We start from the raw sequence: 25627 nt of genomic DNA on the forward strand, positions 1-25627 counted from the left end.
AAACGGTAATGTCATTGTTGGCACCAATTGTTTTAACGAGACCCGTGCCTGTTACCACAAGTACGTTGGAGGCACCATCGAAAGTAGCCGAAGTGATAGTGGGCGTGACGACATTCGAGACAGTGATAGCGTTGCCAGTCAGATCGGCAGAGGTGGTGCGGCTGGCATCCCATGAGGCAGCAGCAGCGAGGTTGAAGCTGGTGGTATCAACAGCGGATGTGCCATTCTTGTTCAAAATACCGTTGATATTGAGCTGATCAACAGCATTGAGTGTCACCGTAAAGGAGGTCGCACTGGCTGCGGTGACGTTCGGTGAAGTCAGGGTGTAGGAACCGCCCTGGCCAGCAATCGACAACTTCGAAACATCAATCGTGTCGCCCGTGACCATGTTGGCACCGGTGACCACTAAGGTACCTGTGCTGGCATCATAGGTGGAGCTGATAACGATAGGCGCGGCATTCGACACAGTAATGGTATTGCCCGTCGTGTCTGAAATATCGCCCCCCGTGATGACGCTGTTCCAGTCATCGGCCGCAGCCAAATTATAGCTGGTGGCACTGGCTGCCGAACTCGTTCCGTTTTTATTGAGCAGCGCATTAACACCCGTAATATCAGCACCAGAGAGTGTCACACTGAAGCTAGTGGCCGAAGTGATTTCAACATTGGATGTGGTGGACAGCGTATAGGTCGCACCGCTTTCGCCAGTGATAGTCAGTTTAGTAACAGTGATGTCGTTGGTGGCGCCTACCGTTTTTACCAGGCCTGCACCCGTCACTACCAGCACATTGGTAGCTGCGTCATAGGTCGCCGACGTGATGGTGGGCGCACTCGCGTTCGAGACAGTGATGGCGTTGCCCGTCAGATCGGCAGAGGTGGTAACGGAGGTATCCCAATTGGCTGCCGCTCCTAGGTTGAACGTTGTCGTGTCTACCGCACTAGTGCCATTGTTGTTCAATACGCCATTCACTGCGATTTTGTCAACGGCACCTAGGGTCACTGTGAAAGCTGTTGCACTGCTTGCCGTAACATTTGCAGTAGCCGCGGTCAGAGTATAAGAGCCGCCTTGACCTGTGAGGGTCAACTTGGTCACGTCAATCGCGTCACCACTGCCCATATCGGTGCCAGTAACTGTCAAAATGCCTGTGCTAGCGTCGTAAGTTGCTGAAGTAATCGTTGGCGATACAACATTTGATACGGTAATGCCGTTACCTGTCGTGTCGGCAATATTGAGCGCTGCATCAGCGCCATTGGCCCAGTCATCTGCAGCAGCCAAATTGTAAGTCGTACCACCTACAGACTGCATGCCATTATTATTAAGCAAGGTGCGTAAGCCAGTTTTATCGGTCGCGGACAGCACGAGCGTGAAGCTGGTGTCAGAAGTGATTTCTACGTTTGCTGTATCAGTCAATGCGTAAGTACTACCGCCTTGACCAGTCAGCGTGAACTTATTGGCGATAATATCGTTGGTTGCACCTGCTCGATGCGTAAATCCAGTACCGGTCACTACCAACGTACCTGAACTAGCATCATAGGTGGCGGAAGTTATAGTAGGCGCGGCAACCGTGGCGGTTACGCCGTTACCAGTCAGATCAGCAACGACGACTGCTGCATCGGCACCTGCCGCCCAGTCTTCGGCCGCGGCAATATTGTAGGTTGTGCCACCGGTAGAACTTGTCCCGTTCTTGTTGATGATCTGGTTGATTCCTGATTTATCTGTGGCGCTTAGGACTATGGTAAATTGGGTATTGCTAGTAGTGGCGATATCTACATTACTGGTATCAGTCAGGGCGTAGGTGCTGCCACCTTCACCTGTAAATGTAAATTTATTAGCGGCGATATCATTGTTAGCACCAGTCAATTGCAAGAAACCTGTGCCTGTAACAACCAGTGTTCCTGTACTCGAGTCGTAGGTGGCTGAAGTAATCGTGGGTACAGGTACATTTACTACCGTCAGCGGATTGGTAGAGTCGGAAATATCACCACCAGTAATACTACTATTCCAATCGTCAAATGCAACTACATTATAGGTTGATCCACTAGTCGAGCTGGTACCGTTCTTATTGAGCAGGCTATCAACAACAACCCTGTCATTGCCACTTAACTGCACAGAAAAAGTGGTGGCATCCGTAATTTCAACATTGCTAGAAATGACCAGTGTGCGCCCAGTCCCTCCTTCACCAACGATGCGAAGTTGGTTCACTGTGATGTCGTTGGTCGCGCCTATGGTTCTTACCAGGCCTGTGCCCGTGACAGACAGGATACCTGTTGCAGCGTCATAGGAAGCAGAGGTGATGGTCGGTGCGGTGACGTTAGTAACGGTTACGCTGTTGCCAGTCAAATCAGCAGGTGATGCGGCTGTCACATCCCAGTTGGCCGCGGCTGCCAGGTTGAACGTGATGGGCCCCGTTGCGGAACTTATGCCGTTTTTGTTCAGAACGCCGTTGACAGCGATTTTATCTGCGGCACCCAACGTTACTGTGAATGAAGTAGCACTACTAGTCGTCGGATTGCTAGTTGCCGCAGTCAGCGTGTAGGTGCCGCCTTGTCCAGTCAAACTGAGTTTGGTGACGTCGATCGTGCCACCGTTGGTCATATTGGTGCCAGTTACCACTAAAGTGCCAGTGCTGGCATTATAGGTGGCACTCGTTACTGTTGGTGGAAGTGCTCGTATGTTGGAGAGAGAAAGATCATCAATGGCCAAATAATGAATTTGGTTGCTGTTGGAAGTAGCAGTTATCTTTATATAAGCGATGTTGACGAAACCTGAGGTACTAAAGTCGACTAATTGCATTGCCCCGTTACTACCCGTATTAGTCGTGAAGTTTTTGGTCGTACCGATTTGATTGTTGCTGGCATCATAGGCTTTGAATACCAAATTCTGCGCTGCATAACCAGGCACATAGTTTTCAACCTTAATGGAATTTGCTGTAAATAAATTTCCGCCGATAAATGACAAAGTTACCGAAGTTTCGTTATTGCCAGCCGAGGCAGCTTTTGAAGCCAGCAATGCATATGTGCCCGGATTTGCGTAGCTATAAACCCCTTTGGTAGCACCATCAATTTTTAATTGATAATTTGAATTTCCATTTACTTTATAGATGATGTCGCCGGCTGCACTGTCTACAAGTCCATAAGAAACAAAGTTCGAGCCAGCAGTGAAGGTCACCGTTGCGCTGGCGATGTCCAATACGTTGCTATACAGCGCGGCTAACTGTTGGTCGACAACAACAGCCGTTTCAATATTGCCTTGTCTAACTTCAAGATCCCAGTTTGCATTAAAGATCTTGCTGCCTGTTAAGTCGTTTGAGGAAGCAATGTCGGCAGAAGTTAATGTTGCTAACTGAGTAGTAAAATTTTTCCCTGTATTGGCGCCGATATTACAGCCGTAAAGCAAAATATCAGCATCTTCACTCAAGCTTTGTCCAATTGCATTTAACTCTGTCGCATGCGCTAGTACGTTTGATTCATTCAGAATCAGCGAGCCAAGATTGATAGACGCTTCTTTTCCGTATGAGAGCAAATGGAGCGCATCTATACCAGTCCGTCCCGTTAGGATATCCGCAATTTGTTTGAGACCGTCTTTTGTTGAATCAAGGACATGGATCTCTTTATCCTGATCAATACCTTGTAGCAAGGTATTGAGGTCTTTGACGTTATCCTCAATAAAGATTATTTCAGTACGCAGTTTTGTCCCCGATGCAGGAGGACTTTGCAATGTCTGCCCCAATAGCGGATCACTCTTGATAACCAGTTCACCGTTCAATGATTTAGAAGGATTCGCCGCGTGGTTATCATCAAGACGTTCTTGTTGAATGCTCAGATCGAAGTTGGAGTGTTTCATGCTTCATTTCCTTTACTATTGAATTTAGGGGCAATCACATTTGCCGAGCTGCCGCTTGGATCAGTCCAAAAACTCATTTTGGAATATTTATCAAAAAGATCTGGCGGCAGAATAGTTCGTCGCTCAGTGAATTCAACTTTTGGCTTTACTCTGTGCATGCCAGGTATTCCCAGCTGCAAATCAAAGTCAGGGGCGTCATATTCAACGTTATTAAAGTCATGTTGAAACAGCGGCTCACCTATAAATTCATAAACGAGAGGAATCACTTTCTCTGGTGCTTGAGCCAGTAATTCATAGTCAATAACCAGCAGAGATTTTGCATTTTCACCATAAAAGGCCTCTCGTAAAGCAGCCCACGCAAATCCGACTAGTTGCTCGTGTTGCGCCAAACCTTCACACCGTTGATATACCGTGCTGCGCCCCATGTTGCTACCAAATAGCTTGGTATATTCATAAGGATTACTGCGAAATCTGCGCTCTATGCTGTCCATGACCCAGGCTACATTACGAACACATGCAATAATTTTGGCGTCCGGGAACATATCTAATATCGTTGGCAATTTTGCGCACCACATTCTATTCGTGTCAAAAATAACGTCTTTGTCAGACTCTGTCTGGTAGTAAGAGTTGAAGAGACCACATAAGAGATTTTTTCTTTGATCGGTATTAACTTGCGAAGAGAATTCGCTACCTGCGCTAACTAAAGAAAGTATCGAATTGACGAATGAGCCTACAGGACTGCTCATGCCAGCATGAAACCTAGGATTTTGTAGAAGCAGCGCAGCTAATAGTGTTGAGCCGGATCTTGGTAAGCCTGTGATGAAGTGATAGTGACGATTAGACATGGTGAAAATGAGATTATTTAATTTTGATGAAATTTTTTGAGGCGGCAAACTGCTTCTTCAAGGGCGAGTATATTTGTATCAATACTGTCATCTGGTTCAATGAGAATTTCGTATGGACTGTGTACCCTGGTAAGTTGTAAGTCGTTTTGGTGTTGAGCTTCTGCATATCGGCCTTTACAGTCTCTCTGCTGGCAAATGTTGCGCGGAGTAGAAATATAAATCGCTTTCATCTTGGTTTCGCCAATAATCTTACTGGCTTCGTTTCTACCTGCTGATGTGGGAGATATTAAAGCTACTATTATAAAGATATGGATTTGATTTAGTAGCTTTGCCATTTCTGCGACACGAAGGTATGGCTCTTCTCGGTCTGCAGTGCCAAAAACTAGATTTTTTAATATACCTCGGCGAAGCTCATCGCCATCTACGATGTAAACAGGGCGATTCACACTGCGTAAGTCAAACGCTAAAGCTTGGGCGAGTGTTGTTTTGCCTGCCTCAGATAGGCCTATGAGCCACCAAGCAATTGGAGTCGCGGACAGCGTGGTAATTCCAGTGTTTAAATTTAAATTCATCACATGTGAATCGCTGATTTTCTTGATTGGTTTTCGAGGCTTACTTTAGTCCGCAACATATCTGCGATTAAGCGAGAAGGGGCGGTGTTGTAAGTGTGTTTTATATGCAATCTAAAATTTAAGCAATTATTGTGCCTGAATTTTAAGTTATGCCATTAATGGTAAATATTTATTGTCTTTAATTGTCGTGAATTCTCATGTAAAAATATCTAAATTACATGTTAAATAAAATATTACATGTAATTAATGGAGGGTGTTGTGACTAGTTAAAGATTGCCTGGTAGAACATTAGTGGGATGTTCTTGACAGTTTGAGGAGCGTTCGTTGGCGCTATTACAGGGGTTAATGTCCAAAAATGTCTCCCAAGAATCGTATGGTCGCAATAGTAATTGTCTTGTGCCAGAATAGGGGAGCTTGGTGCTGAAAAAATTAGCAACATCGGTGTTCGGAACTCATCCGACAAGCCTTTACGAGGTAATTCTTTAGCTTCAATCAGACGTAATTCAACCGTGCCCTCTGAGGTGTGGGCAATAAAACTAGAGTGCAATGCACTGAGTGCTTGAGAATAAGAAATGGACATAAGCTCGACAATTTATTTGGGGGTGATTGTTTAACACACTATCAGAGAAATACTGAAAATTCTAAACAGGCCTGAAATTTTGTAGCAGCAATTGCTGTGCCATTTACTCGATTCATAGGAATGAAAATTGCTAAATTAGTTCCTAGCATTTCAAGTTGACATCAATGTTTGTGTTGAAGTTGTATTTTTTTGATTTAAATGTCAAACACTTTCAAGGGGGTGTGCTGCTTTGTTATTCTTGCCCAAACCATTGTCAATCCGGCATGCTGTTATCGAAGATAGTGATTTCTTTTTGATGTTATATCGTGATAGCCGTGATGATTTGCTTGCTGCGCCTATTGCTGGTGCTGTTAAAGAGCATTTGATACAAATGCAGTTCTTAGCACATCGCAGAGGTATAGAGCAACAATATCCGAATGCTATATATTTTGTTGTAAGCAATAATGCACAACCAATTGCTCGATTAGTGATTAGTATTGAAGAAAACGAACTTCGATTAATTGATGTGCTCGTCCACAGTAGTGCCCGTTTGCAAGGAACAGGTTCACTTTTAATAGCTGCTTTAAAAAATTATGTGGATCAGAATTTGTTGAGTATGAGTTTGTCGGTTATTCGTACCAATTCGGTGGCTTTGCACATCTATCGAAAGTATGGATTTGTTGATATTGAGGATGATGGTTTTGTAATGCAGATGTGCTACCGAACTGTCGGCCAAACGGCCAGTATGTGAGATTTAAATAATTTGATTATGAATGCCTATGTCTCCTAGTACGTACCTGCGCCTACCATTTTCCTTTGATCTTCAAAAATTAAAGAATGATTTGGCGATTGCAAGTCAGGGGAAGTGGATTTCCCACTTTAATACGAGCGCCTATGAACGTGATTGGTCTTGTATTCCCTTACGTTCAGTCGGAGGACATGTTGACCATATTTTGCCCATTGAAAGTGATCAGTTCGCAGACACATTTATCCTTGAAAGATGTACTTATTTTCAGGAAGTGATTCAGCAGTTCGCTTGTGAAAAAACATCAATTCGGTTGATGTCGCTAGCGGCAGGTGGCGAGATCAAAGAACATAGAGATGCAGGGGCATGTTTGGAAGATGGCATTACCCGCTTACATATACCAATACAAACAAGTCCAGATGTTTTATTTCGTATTGACGGCGAGGAGGTACATTTTTCTGCTGGCAACACTTGGTATTTGAATGCAAGTTGTCTGCACGGTGTACGTAATCCAAGTCCATATGCGCGGGTGCACTTGATGATGGATTGCATTACAAACCCATGGCTGGAAAAGATTTTTTTGGAAAATAATTGGGTTGCCAGAGAAAAGTTTGCGTATGAGGATCCGACTATTGATGACGCTAACGTGACTCGAGTGATTGAAATGCTACTGCGAAGTGAGCATGCGAGCGCGCACACAAGAGCGAAACAGTTACAAGATATTTTTGAAACTAGAAATCGTGCATCTATTAATACAATTTAATAATGTTGTTAAGCTGTAAGTTTTATCTTGGCACATCGTTTGCTTAGTGATGTAAGTGCATAGTGAATATGCATAGTAAAAAATGAAAAGATGAAGTGAATGTTTGATACCAATAGAGAATGATTAATTTTACAGAAAAGGAATAGCAATGGACGTTTTTATTGGAACAGTAATGGCAGTTGGCTTTAACTTCGCGCCTCGCGGCTGGATGTTCTGTAATGGGCAGATTTTGTCAATTGCTCAAAATTCTGCGTTGTTTGCACTTTTGGGAACAACTTATGGCGGCGATGGCATGAGTACATTTGGACTGCCAGATTTGCGTGGACGTGTTGCTGTTGGTGGTCAACCCGGCGGCCCAGGTCCTGGTCTCACGAATATTGTCATGGGAGAAAAAGCTGGAACAAACAATGTAACTGTTATCGCTACTGGTAATGTCTCAATTTCTTTGACTATTGCGAATTTGCCAGCACATAGTCATCCTGCGACAGTAGACATTAGCGGCTTGGGCGCGACAACCCACGTGACGGTTGGTGCTGGTACTACAGGGGTGCTTGCAGCCGCGAGCAATAACGGTGGATTAACTGCCACTTCAGGTGGCCAAAGTGGGGCTGCTATTTATTTACCAGCTGGAACGGCGCCAACAAGTCCAGTTGACCTAGGCGGTGTTACTACGGCAATTACCGGTTCTGCAAGCGCTGCCACCCAAAATACTGGAAGTGGGACGCCTTTGGTAGCGCCGGTGTCAACTTCTGCGCTTACATCCATTATGCAGCCATATATCGGATTGAATTATATTATCGCGACCGAAGGAATTTTCCCTTCAAGAAACTAAGTTTAGGCACTGAGTTTTACTATTATTTTTTTATACCCTACTCTTCACAGCCGGATTGTTCACTGCAGTCCGGTTTTTTTTATTCTTTTTTTCGCCTTCGCTGATATTGCTTGTTGTTTCTTTCGGTTTCATTAATTAGGTATCGCATAATTCATCAAATTCTTGTGACATTGGCTAAGTTATAGGAAAACCACAGACTTGGTACGCTCTGTTAAAGTTAGTTCCGCTAGAATTCAAATTCGTGTAAATTCCAACATTGGCTTGGTGACTAGTTTTGTTAAAACTAAGAGTGGAAACTGGTGCAAATTAGAACACTTTTCTTTCTAAAAATAGCGATTAATAGCACAGTTGGTTTTGATAAATTTTTATTGATTTTGTAGTGAAAAAAACTTCATATTCATTATTGCCATTATTTTGTGCGGTCTTTTTTTCTGAGGCTAGGGCAGATATTTTTCGTTGTACCAATGCCGAAGGGAAATTGGTGACCTCTGATCGACCAATTCCAGAATGCGCGAATCGCACTGTGAAGGTGTATAAAAATAACGGATATTTTAAAAAAGAAATTGCTCCACCCATGTCAGCGGAAGAGAAAAAGCGTCTTGAGATTGAGGCTGAAAAAAGAAAAGCGCAACAATTAGCCGATGAAGAGAGAAAGCGCGAAGAACGCTATTTACAGGCGCATTATGAAAGCGAAGCGGATATTCAAGTTGCCCGCAAACGAGCCACTGATGCTTTATTAGAAAAGAAGCGTCTAGCCAATGAGCAACTTCAGGGCTTGAACCAAATTATTTCTGGTTTGCAGTTGGAGTTAAAAAATACCAAAAAACCGTCCAAAGAATTTGATTCTATGCGACAAAGGGCGGATGATTTAACGAGCAGCATTAACAAAAGTCAAAATGCGATAACGTTTTACGACCAAGAAATTGCTCGCACCAATCAAGAGTACGATCAAACCTTGCAACGCTATCGCCAAGTCGTCAGAAAAGCGAAATAGCAAGTCGTCAGTCTGAATCACAAACCATCGCAACAAATTTGGCTCGAGGTGCGAGAGCGATAATCCTCAATGAATTCGTCAAAACTACCTTGCTGTGTTTGTTCCATTTGTGCTTGCTGTTCGAGAGAGCTACGTGTTAACTCGGCAAAGTAGGCACTGGTCTCAGCGTCCGGTGGATTAGCTTTGAAATGCTCAGCGAAATGACGGCTTTGCTTCAATGCGAATTGATTAAATGAACCCTGCTCTTGTCGAATCGCAGCTAGCACTTTCGCGGATGGGGTTAAATCTGGGTTTTGCAATTTGCTTCGCTGAGTCTGCAAACTCTGCTGATGTTCATTGCCTCCAGCTTGCTTGTCCAATAGTGCCGCTAACGGAGCGATTTGCTCGATGATTTGTTCACCCCAGTGTTGTAAGCTGATGGCTGTGCCTTGATTTTGCAGCATCAAATTGGGCGCTCTGCCATGTTTCACCGTTAAAGCGAAATTGCTCAGATTTTCTTCGCCCTCGGTATTGTTAGTTGAGGCACTTTCATCGAGCGCGCAAAATAAAAGGAATGCATCGAGGAAGCGTGAGGTTTCTAGATTGATGCCAAGTGCTTCAAATGGATCGACATCCATACAGCGTACTTCTATATATTGCACGCCACGCGCGCACAATGCTTCGACGGGACGCTCACCTGTTTTGATGACACGCTTGGGACGTATCGTCGCATAAAATTCATTTTCTATTTGCAGCACATTGGCATTAATCTGCATCCACTCGCCGTCTTTTTTTATGCCTAATTTTTCATACGGTGGATGTGGCTTTCTCACTGCCAAAGAGAGGCTGCGCATGTACTCCAGTAAGCTATTGTAAGGCGGCACTAAACCATCTTGAACATTGTTTTGATAGCCGAGATCACTCATACGCAAGCTAGTTGCATAAGGTAAAAATAGCGTGTCATCTGACAAGCTTTCTAAGTTGTGCTGACGACCACGTAAAAAGTCTTTTGATAAAGCTGGCGAAGCTCCGAATAGGTACATCAGCAGCCAACTGTAGCGATGGAAATTGCGGATCAATGCAACATAGCTTTCCGATTGATAGTCGCGATCGGAGCGCTCATCGTTGGCTTCTGTTTTGAGTAACTTCCACAAGTCTTCAGATAAAGAATAATTGTAGTGAATCCCCGCGATGCATTGCATACTTTTACCATAGCGCAAGGCTAAACCTCGACGATAGACATGTTTGATCATGCCTATGTGCGAGGTGCCGTACCAAGCGATAGGAATATCTTTTTCTTCTGGCAAATCGCAAGGCATGGAATTATTCCATAACATTTGTTCGCCAAAGTGTGCGTAGCTATAGCGATGAATCAAATCTAGTTTGTTGAGCGCGATAGAAATATCAGGTTCCGCTGGGGTAATAAATTCTAAGAGCGATTCGGAATAGTCTGTAGTAATTAGCGGATGAGTTAAAGCCGATCCCAGCGCGACAGGATGCGGCGTTATCATCAATTTGCCCTGATCATTGACTCGTAAAGTCTCTCGCTCTATGCCTCGCAAGCCTTGACTGAGCAAAGGTAAATTGGCATCGCTGTCGATTAATTGTAGGCGCTGTTTGAGCAAATCGCTGATTGAACTTTTCAAGGGAACATCCTTCTTGTGTACGGTATTTCATCGTCTGAAATAGCTAAGGTCTATAGGATAGCCGAAATTTGGAAAACGCATATTGATCTGAGATTTTTCCGCCTGTGCTTGGCGAGCTCATCCTTAGTTTTGTAGATAGCAGTCAATTATTTCAAGCGCATGAAATCTCGTCGAATAAATTTCTATCTGATTTATTTTAAGTAAGTGAAGCTTAAAAATAGAACAAGCTATATTTCTGATGATGCAACAGGTCGGTAAATTTTACAGTGGAAGGGGCAAGTAGTTTAAGATCTCGCCTGGAAGAAATTTTGGGATATTTTTGCGATGAATGCAGTGTGTGGTGTTGATTTTGGAACCTCGAATTCTACTGTTGGCTTGGCTAACGGTGGACGGGTTCAGTTATTAAATCTAGAGGATGGCAAGGCGACTTTGCCTTCCGTTATTTTTTTCAATGCAGATCTGGATGAAGTGAATTACGGTCGTGCTGCCTTGATGGCTTATTTGGATGGTTATGAAGGGCGCTTAATGCGTTCCATGAAAAGTTTGTTGGGAACCAGTTTGATTGAAGGCCAAACCGAAGTATTAGGACGTCGTCTGCCGTATAAGCAATTGTTAACGCAATATATCGCTGAATTAAAACGACGTGCAGAATTGGCTGCACAACGCTCGTTTTCGCAAGCGGTTTTTGGGCGTCCTGTGCATTTTATTGACGATAGCCAGAGTGCCGATCAGCTAGCAGAACAGACTTTGCGGGAGATCGCTCAGGCGGTTGGTTTTAAAGAAATTTCATTTCAGTTTGAACCGATTGCTGCTGCTTTAGATTATGAGTCGCGCATTGATGCGGAAGAGTTAGTATTGGTGGTCGATATCGGTGGTGGTACTGCAGATTTTTCTGTGATTCGATTGTCACCGGAACGTCGCAAAAAGATAGAGCGACACGAGGATATTCTCAGTAACACTGGGGTGCATATTGGTGGCACTGATTTTGATAAATACCTCAGTCTTCAGCAACTCATGCCTCGTTTGGGAATGGGCGGGCGACTTAGCAATGGGATAGAAATGCCGTCGGCGAATTATTTTAATTTAGCGACGTGGCACACGATTAATTTGGTCTACTCGCAAAAAGTGGTGCGTGAAATTCAAGATATTTGTCGCGATGTTAATGATGCAGTTTTGCGTTATCGCTGTGAGTGTTTCTTGAATTTGATCGAGCAAAGAGATGGTCATTGGCTAGCTTTAAAAGCAGAGCAGGCGAAGATTCTATTAAGTGATCACCCTAGTATTTCAGTAGAGCTAGAGCGTTTGCGTAGTAAGTCTAAACCAGAGCATACAGCTGAACTGTTAGTGATGACACAAGAACATTTACAGCTAGCGATAGCGCCTCTATTTACACAATTAAATCAAACCATCGCCGCCGCAATCTCTAATGCCAATGTCAAAAATGAACAAATTGACACAGTATTTTTTACTGGCGGTGCCAGTGGTGTACGAGGTTTGCGTGAAGATTTGTGCCGCTTGTTGCCACAAGCTAAATTAGTGCAGGGAGATATCTTTGGTAGTATTGGCGCGGGTCTGGCTTGGGATGCGCAACGCCGTTATGCTTAAGCTGAAAACATAGCATCGCATTTGATTTCGGGGGTGGAATAAATTCTTATTTGTGTTGTAAAGTCGCTCCGATTTTGTTGTTGCACGGCAAAGTAGGTGTTATATACTGAAAGCACTTTGTTTGTGTGAGTTTCCAACAAAATTTGGGGGCGGCATGTCAGAAAATCTTGAGGATGACGAGATACTTATTGAGGAAGACCTCGATAACGACGCCTTGGCCAATATCGCTCAACGTACCTGGAAAATCGCGATTGTCGATGACGATGAAGACGTTCATCGCGCAACCGAATTCTCACTGCTGGATGTCAAAATCCTAAATCGTAGACTCGAATTTATTCACACGTATTCTAAAGCTGAAACCCACCAGCGTTTTGCGGTGGAGTCTGATATCGCCGTGGTTTTACTTGATGTGGTGATGGAGACGGAACACGCTGGTTTGGATTTGGTTTGCTTTATTCGTGACGACTTGAAATGGCGCGATACACGGATTATTTTGCGCACGGGTCAGCCTGGTTATGCGCCAGAAGAAGACGCGATCCGTGATTACGATATCAATGATTACAAAACCAAAAACGAACTCACCCGCAAGAAATTGTTGACTGCATTGACCGCCGCGATTCGGTCTTACGATCAATTACGAACGATAGAGGCAAGTCGGCGTGGCCTACATCAAATCATCACATCCAGTTCGGCGTTCTCAATGCAAGATGGCATTGAAGGTTTTGCTTCTGGTGTTATCACTCAAATCGCTGCTTTGTGTGGAGTACCGTCGGAAGGCTTGTTATGTGCTCAGTGTGATGAAGCGCTGCAGTTTGATAATAGTTTTCGTTATAGCGTGATTGCATCTGCCGGGCATTACAGAAATTTGATGAATCGTCCGATCGATGAGATCGATAATCCCATCATTCGGGACGCTCTGCGTCGTGCTTTATCCGAACGTGTTTCCTTGTTCCAAGAAAATAATATGACTTTGTATTTTTCGGGGCGAGGCAAACGTGCAATTGCTGCATTTATAGAACTACCCTATGCATTGACTGAAATCGATCATCAATTACTAGAGATATTTTGCTTTAATTTGGGTGTTTGTCTGGACAACCTCGGCTTGGTCAGTCAGTTAAAAAACTATGCGTTCCGCGATCAACTTTTGATGCTGCCAAATCGCCTGAAGTTTATTGAGCAACTCAATAGCGCGATCGACAATGTGACGCCAGATCAAATGTTGGTATTGATCGATATCGACGATTTTGCCGAGATCAATGATGTATTAGGACACCGGTATGGTGACTTGTTATTACGTGCGGTGGCGAATCGATTGCAGCAATCTTTGGGGAATCAAGTTTTTATCGCGCGCATAGGTGGAGATATCTTTGGCTTGTTGGGAAATACCGCAGCCTTGGTGCCCGAAAAATTGCAGGCGCTTTTTGACGCACCTTTTATTATTGATGACACTTCACATTCTGTGTCTATGTCGATGGGCTTGGTTGCCTTGGATTCGTATTCGCAATCCGGTGCCGATGTATTGAAGGACGCTAGTATCGCATTGAAGCGTACCAAGTCGTATCAGCGAGGCTCGCATACTTTGTACACGCGTGAGATGGGAATTGAGATACGTGAACGCGCATTGCTGATGCAGCATCTGCATAAGGCATTTGATGCTGAGCGTTTGTTTCTGATGTATCAGCCGCAGATACGATTAAGTGACCGTAAGGTGATTGGTTTTGAGGCTTTGTTGCGTTGGCGTACTGACGAAGGGCAAATGATTGCGCCTACTGATTTTATTCCGTTGGCCGAGCATTCCGGTCTGATTATTAGTTTAGGTGCTTGGGTCTTGCGCACAGCTTGTTATACCATGGCGCAGTTACTGGAAAAAGGTCATACGCTCGATCGCATGGCGGTAAATGTGTCGGTAATTCAATTTCGCCAGCCTGATTTTATTGAATTGGTAAAACGAGCTTTGCATGATAGTGGTTTGGCGCCGCGTTATTTGGAATTGGAAATTACTGAGTCGGTCACCATGAGCGGTACCGATCAATTTGAAGATGCATTAGCGAGCTTGAAAGCCATCGGTGTGCAGATTGCGATTGATGATTTTGGCACCGGATTTTCTTCCCTCAGCTATTTGGATAAGCTGCCCGTTGATCGTTTAAAAATTGATCGCGCCTTTGTGATGCAAATAGATACGGTGGGTGGCCCAAGAATCGCAGAGCTGATTACTCAATTGGGTAAAAAACTAGGGCTCAGTGTGATCGCCGAAGGTATAGAAACGGAAACCCATTTCGATGTTCTCCACAAAATGGGGTGTGAGGAAGGCCAGGGCTTTTTGATTGCCCGTCCTATGCTGGACAACGCGATAGATACTTGGCTTATGAATTGGAGGCAGTGAACTTAGGCGTAGGCAGCGTAGAGCTAGTGACTCAGATCCAAATATGAGATCTTTACTAATCTCGCCTTTGATCGTAAATGAAGATTTTCCATTAACGCTTATTTCTCTTTGCTTCGAATATATTCCAAATAGCCTTTCGCTCGTAAGTCGCACGCTGGGCAGCTACCGCATCCATGTCCCCAAGGATGCAAGGCGCCACGTTCTCCGAGATAGCAAGTATGAGTGTCTTGCCGTATGACTTCAATCAAGGCTTGACCACCTAATTGCTCTGCCAAGTGCCATGACTGGGCTTTGTCTATCCACATCAATGGCGTTTCTATAGTCAGGCGACTTGCCATGCCCAAATTGATAGCGACCTGTAAAGCTTTCAGACTGTCGTCCCTACAGTCTGGGTAGCCAGAAAAATCCGTCTCGCACATGCCGCCTACCAAAACTTCTAATTGCCTGCGGTAGGCGAGGGTTGCTGCAGTCAGCATAAACATTAAATTGCGACCCGGTACAAAGGTATTTGGCAAACCATTTGCTTGCATTTCTATGGCGATGTTTTCCGTCATCGCAGTTTGAGAGAGCTGAGAAATTAAAGACAAATCTATGATGTGATCTTCGCCTAATTTACCGTCCCAAACGGGCGATAAGGCACGCATTTTTTGTAAAAGCTGCGGCCGCATACTCAGCTCGATGGCATGCCGTTGACCGTAATCAAAACCTATAGTTTCCACATAATCATAGCGTTCCAGAGCCCAAGCGAGGCAAGTGCTGGAGTCTTGCCCACCACTAAATAAAACTAAAGCGCGTTTGGATATATTGGTCATAAATAGTCGAGGAAAATAATACGTAAGGATAGTTTAGCTTGATCATGACAGCAAATAGATCGGTCAGTGATTTTCGCTGAGAAAGCGATGCTCGAATTATCTCATTGTTTTTTTATGGAGACGATTTTTTGCTCTACCTGATCGCCGTTGGCGTCATGGAAGCTAATGCGTACGGGATAGTAATCAAGTGTTGTCGCTAGCCATAACTCGATTTGCTGACCTTTCGCATCGGGCGGTGGCGCCTTTTGGATGTGTAATACCTCAAGCTCGCCTAGCGTGGTTTGAATTTTGTGGGTCTCGACTAATTTAAAAACCCAAGGATCGGCATCGCGTAAACCAGCCACGAATATCTTCCATTCATGACCTGTTTGCAATTGAGTTCCAGCCGTTCTTGCTAATGCGACTAGTTGCCAAGTTGCGCTCAGTCGGTCTTGCTCGCCGCCTTTAATGGGGTAAGTGAGGTCGACATCAGAAAAACTGATGATCTTGCTTTGCCGATCAAATGTGGTGCTGGCTTCATCACGGCGAAAGCGCTTTTCCAAGAATTTTTCAGGCGCTAGTCCGTATTGATCAACACTACCTGTGCTACTGGTTTTGAGAATTTTTCCAAAGATGGCGACACTGGTTTCAGAGTTTATGCGGTAGCTTTTATTTATGCTGTTTGCTTCGTTGATTTGCCAAGATACTTTGGCTTCACCGCTAACGGGAATACCTTTTTGACTTGATTTAACGGCGTAGATTAATTCTGCTGATGGAGGTAGATCAAGGAGTTTGGTTTGGGCGTGACATTGCTCAATTGATGCACCTAGCGTAATGAGCATCATTAAGCTTGCTGATATTGTGGCGCTGATATTGAAAGTATATTTTTTCAAAAAACTACGGGACTCATTTGTCATCTTCAACTACTCGCTTTTTAAATTCTGTCACTACTTGGTTGGTCACAGTGCCATTGCTTTCAGTATTTCTGATCTGCACCGGATACCAATTCAGCGAGGGTGCGAGCCAAATATCCAGTTTGGAATTGTAGGCCCCTGGGCGTGGCGGGCGAACAATATGTATGGCTTTTAGTTTTCCACCGTCTGCGATTAATTTACTTTCAATTTCTTCTTCACCAATAATCTGAAACAAAAAATCACTGGCATCACGACCTTCAGCAACTTGCACACTGAATTCGCGACCCGCGGAAAATTGCGCTGGATTTCCATTTCCCATTGCAGCTAATTGCAGCAATAAACTGACGGCATCTTGCGCGCCATTTTGCATAGGTACAGTCTTGTTGCTGGCAGAAAAGGTAATCGTCTTAGCAAAATGATTGAAATGTATTGCTGTTGCTGCTTTGGTTTTTCTCTCGTCCGTGCTGGTGCCGGGCATGAGTCCAAATTCGCCAATATCCCCTTCACTGCTGAGTGTATATAAATTAAATGTCGTCACAAGTAAATTGACGCCAACTTCCAGTTTAAGATTGTATCGGTTGTTATAGACCTGCCAGGATAAAGTAGCAACGCCCCGGGTTGGGGTATCGTTGACTTTAGTATGCGTGACATCTAAACGCATTTCTATTGAACTGGGTATTCGTATACTGACTTGGCCAGTGTGATCTTTATCAGATGAGTTACTGTCGACAGGCAGCGCTTCGCTGGTGGTAATAACTTCTTGTAATAAGTCCTCTGGTTGAATCGTGGAGGGATTGAGTGGTTCGAGAACCAGCTCTTTGGTTTTTGTTTGAGAAATACGTTTCTGAATTTTTGCGCTAGGCTTAGCTTGCAATAGGGGCTTAGGGCTGGTTTCCTGAGGTGCTGTTTCATTGCTTGTCGTGATGGTTGGACGCAAGCTGATTTGAATAGCGGGCTGAGACTTTTGTAATGTCTGTGGCGTCCAATCGGCCCAGATGGTAGATCCGAAAAATAGGACGTGCAGTAGGATAGTTGCAAGCGAAAAAACCACAGTTTTACGCTTGATTGCATGTTTTAATTGCTGAAATAGAAAAAAGACTTTTGCCATAACGCTAGTGTAATCGTTCTGGCTTATTCTTGCGACAGGTGCCAGCACTCAGTACTTGGCTTCGAGGTCGTTAAATTGGTTGTTGCTTTTATTGGGAAAAGGAAAAATGATGCAAAATCCGTTTCAGAATCATACTGCGGGAAATATGGGAGCAATGAACGATCCCTTGGCATTTGTAAAAAAACTATGGGGCGACATGCAGTTACCCGGCATGGTGACGCCCACGCTTTCCATTGATGAACTGGATAAGCAAATTAAGGATTTAAAAACAGTTGAATCCTGGCTTACCGTTAACATGAATATGCTGAAGGGAACGATCCAAGCTTTAGAGGTGCAACGCGCGACTATTGCCGCGTTAAAGAGTATGGGGGAGAGTTTTGCCCAAGCGACCAGTCCTGATACGGATAGTACCAATAAGTCTGCGCCAACTGGATTTTCGTCACGGTGGCCTATGCCGGAAACCAGCGCCCCGAAGACAGCGCCACGGCCAGCGGTGCCAGAGCCTACGCTAGAAGATGAAATGGATGAGGACGACGAGTCCGATCTGGGGGCGCCGGAAGAGGATGCGCCAGTTGCGGACGAGCCAATCTTAAAAGCTGCCGCTAAATCTTCGGCTGTGTCCGAAACTGAGGTCGCAGCGACACAGAAAAAATCTGACTCCACTCAAGATTCGGCAAGTCAATCTGAGCGTAGCGGTTTTAGTAATCCAGCGGCGTGGTGGACGGTTTTGCAAGATCAGTTTAAGCAAGCTTTGTCTCACGCGATGCAAGACGAGGTGGCGGCTAAAACCGCGAAGGACGCTGCACCATCAACTAAATCATCCGCTAAGGCAGTAAAGGCTTCAGCGAAAACAGCGCCGAGAACCAAGTCCAAGGTGGTGCAAGCTACGGTCAAAGAAAGCAGCGCTGGCAAAAGCCTAAAGGCGAAGGCTGCTGTGAAAACAACTACGGTTAAGACGACATCACCATCCAAGTCGCTCCCTAAATCGATTCAGAAAACACCATTAACTTCTAACCGTAAGCCGAAGCTAAACTAAGTTTGGAAGAGTTGTTGTTGAAATTCTGTAGCTAGTACAACTAAAGATATTATTTGACCGCAAGCTGACTTCTTGTCGTTGGCGTAATCGGCCAGTTCGCGGTGCTATTTCTTGTGACATTAGGAAAATTTATTTTCCTAATGCTTTCTCAATTTCTGCAACCAAGCCTTTGTTTTCAGGGGTTGTGGTGCTGGCATAGGCCGCCAACACTTTGCCATTGCGGTCAATTAGATATTTGTAAAAATTCCATTTGGGGGTTGTGCCCGTTGCTTTGATGAGTTGCGCATAAAATGGATTGACGTCACTGCCTTGTACCGATGATTTGGCAAACATGGGAAATTTTACGCCATAGGTATTGAAACAAAAATCGGCAATTTCTTTGCTAGTGCCTGGTTCTTGTTTGCCAAAATCATTGGAAGGAAAACCGAGTACAACCAATCCACGTTCTGCATATTGGGCGTAGAGCGCTTCTAAACCTTCATATTGTTTGGTAAATCCACAATAACTCGCGGTATTGACCACCAACGCGACTTTACCTTTGTACTGGCATAAATTTTGTGGCGCTTCATCTTGCAGGCGATTAAAGCTATGCTTCAGAATCTCGGGACATGCTGCTTCTTGTGCGGATGCTTGACCCGGATTGAATGTCGCAATGCTGGCGAATGCGAATGATATGCCGATAATTATTTTTGAAAATGACATGATGACGCTCCTGAGCAAAGAAAAATAAAGTAGAAAATAAAAAGAAATTGTAAAAAATTATCTTAACGTACTTTGCTGATTGTTGCTTGGCGGGTTAAAGTGCGGAATTAAGCGTAACTCAGCGGACTTTAGTGGACTTTTTAATTCGGTATTTATGCCTCATTTTGAAAATAAGATTTGTAATCCAACTCAGCTTCACGCGCAATTATCTAAGTTGGCGAAGCCCATCGTTTTAACTAATGGCGTATTCGATCTCTTGCATCGTGGTCATGTGACTTATCTGGCGCAGGCCAAAGCGCTGGGCGGGTCTCTGGTGGTTGCGGTGAATACTGATGCTTCGGTGCGCCGACTGGGAAAAGGTGCGGAGCGACCCATCAATACTTGTGCAGATCGTATGGCCGTGTTGGCTGCGTTGGAGTCCGTTGATCTGGTCATGTCATTCGATGAGGACACGGCATTGCAAGCGGTCGAGATGGTACGGCCAGATATCTATGTAAAAGGAGGGGATTACGATATGCAGGCGATTCCCGAAGGCCAAGCTGTTTTGGCATATGGTGGACAGGTTCGTGCGATTGATTTTGAGCACGATCGTTCCACCACTAAAACCTTGCAAAAATTACGCCAAACAGTCACCTAAATTAACTCGTCAATTCTCATTCATCAATTTAAATGATTGACAGATATTGCTAGGATTAATTTCCGCCTGCGAAGTCATTTTGACGCCAGGCTTCATACACTACGATGGCTACCGTGTTAGATAAATTCAAGCTACGATTATCGGGGCGCATAGGAAGGCGTATCCGTTGTGCATTTGGAAAAGATTCGCGTAACTCAGGCGCGAGTCCGCGAGTCTCCGCGCCAAATACAAAATAATCGCCAGGTTTAAACTGTGCTGCGGCAAAACTCGAAGAGCCGTGTGTTGTGAGCGCAAACATTCTCTCTTTCGCTGGCTGTTCTGAATCTAGAAATGCAGCCCAATTTTTATGCACTTTCATTTGTGCATATTCGTGATAATCCAATCCCGCACGTTTTAGTTTGCTATCTTCCAAAGGGAAACCAAGTGGCTCAATTAAATGCAATTGCACGCCGGCATTAGCGCATAAGCGGATGATGTTGCCCGTGTTGGGAGGGATTTCTGGCTCGACTAAAACGACGTTAAACAAGATGCAGCCTCTTTCTTTGTTGACTTTAAGTTGGAATTTTAAGTTCACATCATAGCGCAACATAGGATAATTTTGCTGGATGCGAGGATATTGCAATCAGGCTTCATACCCAAATTGTGCGCGCAAAAACGAAGTTGCTGACTTTCTTTGCGCCAAATCGTTTTAATACTTTAGCTGCTTCGTTGAGCGTTGTTCCGGTTGTCATGACATCGTCGACAATCGCGATGTGCTTGTTGTGGATTAAGTGGCTCATCGCTGGCGGAATGGTGAAAGCATTGCGAACGTTTTTATGTCTAGCGTCCGGGTGTAAGCTGCTTTGTTGCAAGGTGTCGCGTGTGCGTAAGAGTATATCGTAATGAACCGGAACGCCGAGATCGGCACCCAATGGTTTAGCTATTTCTAGGGATTGATTAAAACCTCGTGCGATCAGTCTTTGCCTGCCTAAAGGTATGGGGCAAATGAGATCAGGTAAGGTGTCTTGCGGAGTGTTTTGCGGCAGGCTGCTGATTTGATTCCTGAGCTCTGTAGCGAACGCTCTTGCTAAGCCTAGATGGTGTGCAAATTTGAGTGCCAGTACCAAATGATCAATCGGCGGCACGTAGTTGCAGGCAACGATGGTTCGGTCAAAATGGGGTCGCTTCTTTAGGCATGCACCGCACAATGGATTTCTTATTGATGTGGCGGGGAGTGGTAGGGCGCAACTATGACAGCGCTGGCTCAATTTGGGAAAGAAATCATGCTGACATTGCTGGCAGATTAAATTATCACTTTGATCCTTGCAAATCGCGCAGTAGTTGGGTAGCACGGATTGCAGTAATGGTTGCAGTAAATTGCGCCACATTTTGTGATGACTCCCTAAGCGAGATGTATTGCGAAGTGATGCGGTGCCATGCTAATTGGTATGAGAATTTGGTCTGTAATATTGTTTAAGGGGGGAATTAAGTTATTTAAGAGTGGCAGTCAAAGTTGGCCTGCAAGCTAGCGTAATTTAATGTTCACTTTAGTGGCCAAAAATGCCCATTGAAATAGGCTCTGTCAGAATCCGATGCGCACAAGGAGAAACAGGTAAACTACGTGCTTTCCTATTTTTGTCATTGGTGTGACTTTAGCATGCCAATTTTGAATTATGCTCAGCGCGCCTATCCAGTTATCCACCGTCCGTCGTTTGTTTGCAACTCCAGAGCGCTTGCAAGGCTCGCAATTTTTGCGCCGAGAAATTGCAAATCGCATGCGAGAGAAGTTGGAGTTAGTCAAAATCGAAGCGCACGCAGCGTTAGATGCGGGTTGTGGCGACGGTATCGATTTACCTTTGCTTGGCACGCGTTTTCCGCAGGCGCAGATTTTTGGATTAGATGCTTCTTGGTCAGCCTTACGTAGTGGTGCGCAGGCGCAAAGCGGCGCACGTCAGGGATTGCGTCGCATGTTGGGGCAGTGGCTGGTCGATGGCGTTTTAGGGAAATCTGGTTCGTCAGCGCTATCTAATTCTAATGCGCATTTGATTTGCGGAAATTTTGCACAGCCGAGTTTGAAGAAAAATAGTCTAGATGTGTTGTGGTCGAATCTGGCCTTACACTGGCATCCACAGCCCGATTTGGTGCTGGCTGAATGGATGGGGTTGCTGCGCGTCAATGGCTTGGTGATGTTCTCCAGTTTTGGCCCCGACACAATGATAGAGCTACGTCAGGCTTTTTCCAAAATAGATGATTTTCCGCATACTTTGCCCTTTGTCGATATGCATGATTTGGGCGATATGTTAGTGCAAGCGGGTTTTGCTACGCCTGTCATGGATGTCGAAAGAATTACTTTGCGTTATCAAGACGTGAAGCAATTGTTTGCCGACGTGCGGGCATTGGGCGGCAACCCATTATCGACGAGGCGTTCTGGTTTGCTTGGTCGTAACGACTATGCAAAGTTAGTGGCTGAACTGGAGAAAACACGTGGGGCAGACGGTCGCATTCCTTTGAGTTTTGAAATCGTCTTCGGTCATGCATTTAAGCCCCAGCCGAGCAAGTTGGCCACAGGGGAGTCAATTATCCGTTTCGATTTTCCCAAGAGAAATGAAAAGTAAATTGCCATTTTGGCTAATTAATGTATTTATTACTTGGTTTAGGCTTGCGACTTTCCAATACCAGAATTGCCGTTTGTCAATATGATTTTGCGCAGACGAACCATGATTTCTTCTTGATATAGCTCAGCTTTACGCTTTATACTCTCGCAGTTGTGGAAGTTGCAGGCATTTTTTTTGTGCAACTTCTGTTGAAAATTCTAATAGGTTTTTGGGGAAATCATGAAACATGCTATGCGATTAAAGTCGAGAACGCTGGGTGCCTCTTTGGTGCTGGGTGCTTCGCTTTTGGCTGCTGGGATGCCAGCTTGGGCGGTAAAAGATAGCCCAGGTGGTCCTGCCGTCAAGCAGTTAAACCTGCAAACACCCGTGACACAAATCGCGGAGCAGATTTATTCCATCCATAACCTCATGCTGTATATCTGCTTGGCGATTTTCGTTGCAGTATTTGGTGTGATGTTTTATTCCATTTTGAAACATCGTAAATCTTTGGGTCATAAGCCTGCTACTTTCCATGAAAGTACAACGGTAGAGATCTTGTGGACTATCGTACCTTTCTTCATCGTTATTGGTATGGCATTGCCTGCCACTAAAACGGTGGTGGCGATGAAAGATACCGCTAATGCGGATATCACGATCAAAGCCACTGGTATGCAGTGGAAATGGGGTTACGATTACCTCAAAGGCGAAGGCGAAGGTATTTCCTTCTTGTCCACTTTGTCCACGCCACGTACCCAAGTTGGTGCGCCAGGTGTAGCACCTACCGAAGCACGTAATTTGAATTATTTGCTGGAAGTCGACAACGAAGTCGTGGTTCCTGTGAATAAGAAAGTACGTATTATCACGACCGCTAATGACGTGATTCACGGCTGGACTATCCCAGCTTTCGGCGTAAAACAAGATGCGATCCCAGGTTTTGTCCGTGATACTTGGTTCAAAGCTGAGAAGATCGGTACTTATCGCGGTCAATGCGTTGAGTTGTGCGGTAAAGAACATGCTTTCATGCCTATCGTTGTGAAGGTTGTTTCAGACGCAGATTACACAGCATGGGTTGATGGCAAGAAAAAAGAGATGGCTGCGAAAGCTGACGATCCTACTAAAGTTTGGACCGTGGATGAATTGAAACAGCGTGGCGAAAGCGTTTACGCCGCTAATTGCGTTGCTTGTCACCAAGCGAACGGTAAAGGTGTACCAGGTGCATTCCCAGCTTTAGATGGTTCAGCAGTCGTAGCTGGTCCGAAAGCAGCCCAAGTTGATATCTTGTTGAACGGTATTCGTGGCATGCCAGCATGGAAAGCGACTTTGTCAGATACAGAAATTGCAGCGGTAATTACTTATAGCCGTAATAGCTGGTCGAATAAGTCCGCAGAAAATATCGTCCAGCCAGCCGAAGTTTTGGCTGCGCGTAAGTAATTGAACAGGAGATAGAGATGAGTAATACAGTAGCTGATCACGCACACGATCACTCTCATGGTCATGATGACCACGCGCATGATCACCACGATCATCCACATGGCTGGCGTCGTTATTTATTCGCGACTAACCACAAAGATATCGGTAACTTGTATTTGTGGTTCGCATTCACGATGTTGATGGCCGGCGGTGTCATGGCCTTGTTGATTCGTAGTGAATTGTTCCAACCAGGTTTGCAATTGATGCAACCTGAGTTCTTCAATCAGTTAACTACCATGCACGGTTTGGTGATGGTTTTCGGTGCGATTATGCCGGCTTTCGTTGGCTTCGCTAACTGGATGATTCCTTTGCAAATCGGCGCGTCCGATATGGCGTTTGCCCGTATGAATAACTTTTCATTCTGGTTAATGCCACCTGCAGCTATCTTGTTGATGGCTTCTTTCTGGGTGCCAGGCGGCGCGACTGCAGCGGGTTGGACTTTGTACGCGCCATTGTCGACACAAATGGGACCTGGTATGGACATGGCGATTTTCGCTGTGCATATCATGGGTGCTTCTTCCATTATGGGTTCGATCAACATCATTACAACCATCTTAAACATGCGCGCTCCTGGCATGACCTTGATGAAGATGCCAATGTTCTGCTGGACATGGTTGATCACAGCTTACTTGTTGATCGCGGTAATGCCAGTATTGGCAGGCGCGATTACCATGACTTTGACAGATCGTCATTTCGGTACTTCTTTCTTTAACGCTGCTGGTGGCGGTGACCCAGTCATGTACCAACACATTTTCTGGTTCTTCGGACATCCAGAGGTGTACATCATGATTTTGCCAGCGTTTGGTATCGTTTCTCAGATCATTCCAGCATTTGCACGTAAGCCTCTGTTTGGTTATGCGTCTATGGTGTATGCAACTGCTTCTATCGCGATTTTGTCCTTCATCGTGTGGGCGCATCACATGTTTACAACGGGTATGCCAGTGACGGCGCAGTTGTTCTTCATGTACGCAACCATGTTGATTTCTATCCCAACTGGCGTGAAAGTGTTTAACTGGATCGCGACAATGTGGAAAGGTTCGATGACTTTCGAAACGCCTATGTTGTTTGCCGTTGGTTTTATTTTCGTATTCACGATGGGTGGTTTCACCGGTTTGATTTTGGCGGTAACACCAATTGATATCCAGTTGCAAGATACTTACTATGTTGTCGCTCACTTCCACTATGTATTGGTAGCAGGTTCTTTGTTTGCCTTGTTTGCAGGTTTCTACTACTGGGGACCAAAATGGACAGGCTTCATGTACAACGAAACTCGCGGCAAGATCCATTTTTGGTTGTCTTTGATCTTCTTTAATATCACCTTCTTCCCTATGCACTTCTTGGGCTTAGCAGGTATGCCACGTCGTTATGCAGATTACCCAGCACAATTTGCTGACTTTAATATGATTGCTTCAATTGGTGCTTTCGGTTTTGGTTTGATGCAGGTGTACTTCATCTTGTTCGTGGTCATTCCATCGATCAAAGGTGGTAAGCCAGCAGAAGCAAAACCATGGGAAGGTGCCGAAGGTTTGGAATGGACAGTACCAAGTCCAGCACCATTCCATACATTTGAAGAACCGCCAGTTGTCAAATAAATGTTGCGATTGACCCCGATGTAAATCGGGGTCGAAAAAT

22 protein-coding genes are annotated in these 25627 nt (G+C 44.9%); 11 read left to right on the forward strand and 11 right to left on the reverse strand.

The window, feature by feature from the left end; all coding sequences use genetic code 11:
* The 4 genes from ACFFJH_RS08285 to ACFFJH_RS08300 all read right to left on the reverse strand — a co-directional run.
* On the reverse strand, nt 1–3841 hold a 3841-nt coding region (locus ACFFJH_RS08285), incomplete at its 3' end, for a DUF4347 domain-containing protein (RefSeq protein WP_390211593.1).
* A complete protein-coding gene (locus tag ACFFJH_RS08290; protein WP_390211595.1) occupies nt 3838–4686 on the reverse strand; it encodes a sulfotransferase family protein in 849 nt (282 codons plus the stop codon). The genes ACFFJH_RS08285 and ACFFJH_RS08290, both read right to left, overlap by 4 nt.
* A gap of 17 nt (nt 4687–4703) precedes the next feature.
* Nucleotides 4704–5258, reverse strand: coding sequence for an adenylyl-sulfate kinase (locus ACFFJH_RS08295; protein ID WP_390211596.1), 555 nt, complete (start codon nt 5256–5258; stop codon nt 4704–4706).
* Nucleotides 5259–5520: 262 nt separating this feature from the next.
* Nucleotides 5521–5838 (reverse strand): DUF6916 family protein, encoded by a 318-nt coding sequence (locus ACFFJH_RS08300; RefSeq protein ID WP_390211597.1) that lies wholly within the window; start codon nt 5836–5838, stop codon nt 5521–5523.
* Between the two features lie 229 nt (nt 5839–6067).
* Here ACFFJH_RS08300 and ACFFJH_RS08305 point away from each other — a divergent pair, with 229 nt between their 5' ends.
* The 4 genes from ACFFJH_RS08305 to ACFFJH_RS08320 all read left to right on the forward strand — a co-directional run bounded on the left by ACFFJH_RS08305 (nt 6068) and on the right by ACFFJH_RS08320 (nt 9151).
* The gene (locus tag ACFFJH_RS08305) at nt 6068–6568 is read left to right on the forward strand and encodes a GNAT family N-acetyltransferase (RefSeq protein WP_390211599.1); all 501 of its coding nucleotides are present in this window, start codon (nt 6068–6070) and stop codon (nt 6566–6568) included.
* 28 nt (nt 6569–6596) lie between these two features.
* Nucleotides 6597–7325, forward strand: a complete 729-nt coding sequence (locus ACFFJH_RS08310; RefSeq protein WP_390211600.1) for an aspartyl/asparaginyl beta-hydroxylase domain-containing protein — start codon at nt 6597–6599, stop codon at nt 7323–7325.
* 148 nt (nt 7326–7473) lie between these two features.
* The gene (locus ACFFJH_RS08315) at nt 7474–8157 is read left to right on the forward strand and encodes a phage tail protein (RefSeq protein WP_390211601.1); all 684 of its coding nucleotides are present in this window, start codon (nt 7474–7476) and stop codon (nt 8155–8157) included.
* A 379-nt stretch (nt 8158–8536) separates the two neighbouring features.
* On the forward strand, nt 8537–9151 hold the full coding sequence (locus tag ACFFJH_RS08320) for a DUF4124 domain-containing protein (RefSeq protein ID WP_390211603.1): 615 nt from the start codon (nt 8537–8539) through the stop codon (nt 9149–9151).
* 17 nt (nt 9152–9168) lie between these two features.
* Here the strand turns inward: ACFFJH_RS08320 and gshA are convergent, their stop codons facing one another.
* Nucleotides 9169–10764 (reverse strand): glutamate--cysteine ligase, encoded by a 1596-nt coding sequence (gshA, locus tag ACFFJH_RS08325; RefSeq protein ID WP_390212381.1) that lies wholly within the window; start codon nt 10762–10764, stop codon nt 9169–9171.
* Nucleotides 10765–11100: 336 nt separating this feature from the next.
* On the opposite strand from gshA, the gene ACFFJH_RS08330 reads away from it, so the two are divergent.
* Nucleotides 11101–12381 carry an Hsp70 family protein gene (locus tag ACFFJH_RS08330; RefSeq protein WP_390211605.1) on the forward strand — a complete coding sequence of 427 codons (1281 nt, stop codon included), beginning with the start codon at nt 11101–11103 and terminating at the stop codon, nt 12379–12381.
* Between the two features lie 154 nt (nt 12382–12535).
* Entirely contained in the window at nt 12536–14764 is a 2229-nt protein-coding gene (locus ACFFJH_RS08335; RefSeq protein WP_390211607.1) for a bifunctional diguanylate cyclase/phosphodiesterase, read from the forward strand.
* Between the two features lie 98 nt (nt 14765–14862).
* Here the strand turns inward: ACFFJH_RS08335 and queC are convergent, their stop codons facing one another.
* The 3 genes from queC to ACFFJH_RS08350 form a co-directional block, all read right to left on the reverse strand.
* Complete coding sequence (queC, locus tag ACFFJH_RS08340) at nt 14863–15576, reverse strand: 7-cyano-7-deazaguanine synthase QueC (RefSeq protein WP_390211609.1); 714 nt, start codon at nt 15574–15576, stop codon at nt 14863–14865.
* 101 nt (nt 15577–15677) lie between these two features.
* Nucleotides 15678–16472 (reverse strand): DUF3108 domain-containing protein, encoded by a 795-nt coding sequence (locus ACFFJH_RS08345; RefSeq protein WP_390211611.1) that lies wholly within the window; start codon nt 16470–16472, stop codon nt 15678–15680.
* Nucleotides 16462–17577 carry a DUF3108 domain-containing protein gene (locus ACFFJH_RS08350; protein WP_390211613.1) on the reverse strand — a complete coding sequence of 372 codons (1116 nt, stop codon included), beginning with the start codon at nt 17575–17577 and terminating at the stop codon, nt 16462–16464. The genes ACFFJH_RS08345 and ACFFJH_RS08350 overlap by 11 nt, the downstream gene beginning before the upstream one ends.
* Before the next feature lie 106 nt (nt 17578–17683).
* On the opposite strand from ACFFJH_RS08350, the gene ACFFJH_RS08355 reads away from it, so the two are divergent.
* Nucleotides 17684–18613 (forward strand): PhaM family polyhydroxyalkanoate granule multifunctional regulatory protein, encoded by a 930-nt coding sequence (locus ACFFJH_RS08355; RefSeq protein WP_390211614.1) that lies wholly within the window; start codon nt 17684–17686, stop codon nt 18611–18613.
* A 129-nt stretch (nt 18614–18742) separates the two neighbouring features.
* Here the strand turns inward: ACFFJH_RS08355 and ACFFJH_RS08360 are convergent, their stop codons facing one another.
* Complete coding sequence (locus tag ACFFJH_RS08360; protein WP_390211615.1) at nt 18743–19315, reverse strand: glutathione peroxidase; 573 nt, start codon at nt 19313–19315, stop codon at nt 18743–18745.
* 154 nt (nt 19316–19469) lie between these two features.
* Here ACFFJH_RS08360 and rfaE2 point away from each other — a divergent pair, with 154 nt between their 5' ends.
* Nucleotides 19470–19952 carry a D-glycero-beta-D-manno-heptose 1-phosphate adenylyltransferase gene (gene rfaE2 / locus ACFFJH_RS08365; protein ID WP_390211616.1) on the forward strand — a complete coding sequence of 161 codons (483 nt, stop codon included), beginning with the start codon at nt 19470–19472 and terminating at the stop codon, nt 19950–19952.
* Between the two features lie 55 nt (nt 19953–20007).
* Here the strand turns inward: rfaE2 and trmL are convergent, their stop codons facing one another.
* Both trmL and ACFFJH_RS08375 read right to left on the reverse strand, forming a co-directional pair.
* On the reverse strand, nt 20008–20478 hold the full coding sequence (gene trmL, locus ACFFJH_RS08370) for a tRNA (uridine(34)/cytosine(34)/5-carboxymethylaminomethyluridine(34)-2'-O)-methyltransferase TrmL (RefSeq protein WP_390212384.1): 471 nt from the start codon (nt 20476–20478) through the stop codon (nt 20008–20010).
* 103 nt (nt 20479–20581) lie between these two features.
* Complete coding sequence (locus ACFFJH_RS08375; RefSeq protein ID WP_390211617.1) at nt 20582–21319, reverse strand: ComF family protein; 738 nt, start codon at nt 21317–21319, stop codon at nt 20582–20584.
* Between the two features lie 285 nt (nt 21320–21604).
* On the opposite strand from ACFFJH_RS08375, the gene ACFFJH_RS08380 reads away from it, so the two are divergent.
* The 3 genes from ACFFJH_RS08380 to ctaD all read left to right on the forward strand — a co-directional run bounded on the left by ACFFJH_RS08380 (nt 21605) and on the right by ctaD (nt 25587).
* Nucleotides 21605–22546 carry a methyltransferase domain-containing protein gene (locus tag ACFFJH_RS08380; protein ID WP_390211618.1) on the forward strand — a complete coding sequence of 314 codons (942 nt, stop codon included), beginning with the start codon at nt 21605–21607 and terminating at the stop codon, nt 22544–22546.
* A 219-nt stretch (nt 22547–22765) separates the two neighbouring features.
* Nucleotides 22766–23956, forward strand: a complete 1191-nt coding sequence (gene coxB, locus ACFFJH_RS08385; protein ID WP_390211620.1) for a cytochrome c oxidase subunit II — start codon at nt 22766–22768, stop codon at nt 23954–23956.
* A 17-nt stretch (nt 23957–23973) separates the two neighbouring features.
* Entirely contained in the window at nt 23974–25587 is a 1614-nt protein-coding gene (ctaD, locus tag ACFFJH_RS08390) for a cytochrome c oxidase subunit I (RefSeq protein WP_390211622.1), read from the forward strand.
* Nucleotides 25588–25627 lie beyond the last annotated feature (40 nt).

The organism is Affinundibacterium danionis (genome assembly GCF_042432465.1).
In the GTDB taxonomy this organism is placed as follows: Bacteria; Pseudomonadota; Gammaproteobacteria; order Burkholderiales; family Burkholderiaceae_D; genus Undibacterium; species Undibacterium danionis.

Bases quoted from the DNA above. Each gene is read 5' to 3' on its own strand.
- ACFFJH_RS08290 (WP_390211595.1), bottom strand. From the start codon at position 4,686: ATGTCTAATCGTCACTATCACTTCATCACAGGCTTACCAAGATCCGGC.
- ACFFJH_RS08295 (WP_390211596.1), bottom strand. From the start codon at position 5,258: ATGAATTTAAATTTAAACACTGGAATTACCACGCTGTCCGCGACTCCA.
- ACFFJH_RS08300 (WP_390211597.1), bottom strand. From the start codon at position 5,838: ATGTCCATTTCTTATTCTCAAGCACTCAGTGCATTGCACTCTAGTTTT.
- ACFFJH_RS08310 (WP_390211600.1), top strand. From the start codon at position 6,597: ATGTCTCCTAGTACGTACCTGCGCCTACCATTTTCCTTTGATCTTCAA.
- ACFFJH_RS08315 (WP_390211601.1), top strand. From the start codon at position 7,474: ATGGACGTTTTTATTGGAACAGTAATGGCAGTTGGCTTTAACTTCGCG.
- ACFFJH_RS08330 (WP_390211605.1), top strand. From the start codon at position 11,101: ATGAATGCAGTGTGTGGTGTTGATTTTGGAACCTCGAATTCTACTGTT.
- ACFFJH_RS08335 (WP_390211607.1), top strand. From the start codon at position 12,536: ATGTCAGAAAATCTTGAGGATGACGAGATACTTATTGAGGAAGACCTC.
- queC (WP_390211609.1), bottom strand. From the start codon at position 15,576: ATGACCAATATATCCAAACGCGCTTTAGTTTTATTTAGTGGTGGGCAA.
- ACFFJH_RS08345 (WP_390211611.1), bottom strand. From the start codon at position 16,472: ATGACAAATGAGTCCCGTAGTTTTTTGAAAAAATATACTTTCAATATC.
- ACFFJH_RS08350 (WP_390211613.1), bottom strand. From the start codon at position 17,577: ATGGCAAAAGTCTTTTTTCTATTTCAGCAATTAAAACATGCAATCAAG.
- ACFFJH_RS08355 (WP_390211614.1), top strand. From the start codon at position 17,684: ATGATGCAAAATCCGTTTCAGAATCATACTGCGGGAAATATGGGAGCA.
- ACFFJH_RS08360 (WP_390211615.1), bottom strand. From the start codon at position 19,315: ATGTCATTTTCAAAAATAATTATCGGCATATCATTCGCATTCGCCAGC.
- rfaE2 (WP_390211616.1), top strand. From the start codon at position 19,470: ATGCCTCATTTTGAAAATAAGATTTGTAATCCAACTCAGCTTCACGCG.
- ACFFJH_RS08375 (WP_390211617.1), bottom strand. From the start codon at position 21,319: ATGTGGCGCAATTTACTGCAACCATTACTGCAATCCGTGCTACCCAAC.
- ACFFJH_RS08380 (WP_390211618.1), top strand. From the start codon at position 21,605: ATGCTCAGCGCGCCTATCCAGTTATCCACCGTCCGTCGTTTGTTTGCA.
- coxB (WP_390211620.1), top strand. From the start codon at position 22,766: ATGAAACATGCTATGCGATTAAAGTCGAGAACGCTGGGTGCCTCTTTG.
- ctaD (WP_390211622.1), top strand. From the start codon at position 23,974: ATGAGTAATACAGTAGCTGATCACGCACACGATCACTCTCATGGTCAT.